This window comes from Roseovarius sp. EC-HK134 (assembly GCF_902498815.1).
Lineage (GTDB): Bacteria > Pseudomonadota > Alphaproteobacteria > Rhodobacterales > Rhodobacteraceae > Roseovarius > Roseovarius mucosus_A.
Genome location: NZ_LR701540.1, coordinates 1 through 1,327, shown reverse-complemented (window position 1 = coordinate 1,327; position 1,327 = coordinate 1). Strand labels below are relative to the sequence as shown.

Genomic DNA, 1,327 nt, shown 5'->3' with positions numbered 1-1,327 from the left:
CTGAATCGCCCCGAGTTTGTCGGAGACCGTCAACTTAAGTAAGGATGATGGTTATGACAAAAAGCAAAATGGCAAATCGCTACTCGCCAGAGGTCCGCGCACGTGCGGTCCGGATGGTTTTTGAGCATCAAGGCTCTTATGAAACGCAGGCGGGCGCGATTGCGGCCATTGCACCCAAGATTGGCTGTATTCCTCAAACCTTGCGCGAATGGGTCAAGCAGTCCGAGAAAGACAGCGGTATGCGCGACGGTGTCACGACCGAGGAACGGGATCGGATCAAAGCACTGGAACGTGAGGTCCGCGAGCTGCGCCAGGCGAATGAGATCCTGCGCAAGGCAAGCGCGTATTTTGCGCAGGCGGAACTCGACCGCCCACTGAAGCGATGATCGCCTTCATTGAAGATCAGCGCGTTGTCTACGGCGTCGAGTCGATCTGCAGAGTCCTGCCGATCGCGCCGTCGACATATTATCATCACCTAGCGTGCCAAGCGGACCCGACCAAAGCTTCGACCCGGCATCAGCGTGACATGGAGCTGCGTCCGGAAGTCAAACGGGTCTGGGATGAAAACTATCAGGTCTACGGGGTCCGCAAGGCGTGGCATCAGCTCAAGCGCGAGGGTTTTGAGCTTGCGCGCTGCACTGTGGAGCGCCTGATGAAACAGATCGGCATCCGCGGCGCGGTGCGCGGGAAGGTGGTCAAGACAACGGTTCCTGACACGTCAGCGCCCTGTCCGCGTGACAAGGTGAACCGCGTGTTCCGGGCGCCTGCTCCGAACCTGCTCTGGGTCAGCGATTTTACCTACGTGTCGACAAGGCAGGGCTTTGTCTATGTGGCCTTTGTCATCGACACATTCGCTGATCGCATCGTCGGATGGCGGGTCTCGCGATCCGCCAAAACAGACTTTGTCCTCGATGCGCTGGAACAGGCCCTGCATGATCGACGGCCAGTCCAGAAAAGCGGATTGGTTCATCATTCGGATCGCGGTGGGCAATATTTGTCCATTCGATACACCGAGCGTTTGGCCGAAGCTGGCATCGAACCATCGGTCGGCAGCGTTGGTGACAGTTACGACAACGCCCTCGCTGAGACGATCAACGGGCTTTACAAAACCGAACTTGTCCATCGCCAAGGCCCGTGGCGTAACATGCAGGATCTGGAAATGGCCACCCTCGGATGGGTCGATTGGTTCAACCACAGACGCCTGCTTGGCCCCATCGGAAACATCCCGCCAGCGGAGGCTGAGGAGAACTTCTATGCACAGCGCGACGTGCTCGATATGGTCGCGTGAAATGAAGCTATAGGTCTCCGGTGAAACCGGGACGATTCA

Annotated in this window: 1 protein-coding gene and 1 other annotated feature; the gene reads left to right on the top strand. The window is 57.7% G+C overall.

All coding sequences use genetic code 11. From position 1 onward, the window contains the following. Positions 1–53 precede the first annotated feature (53 nt). Positions 54–1,288 (top strand): IS3 family transposase gene (locus tag GC127_RS01285; RefSeq protein WP_151976065.1). Its coding sequence is split into 2 segments (ribosomal slippage): positions 54–348 and positions 348–1,288, totalling 1,236 coding nucleotides; the frame shifts between segments, so codons are not numbered across the junction. Then, positions 341–457, top strand: a sequence feature (AL1L pseudoknot). Its footprint overlaps the gene before it by 117 nt. Positions 1,289–1,327 lie beyond the last annotated feature (39 nt).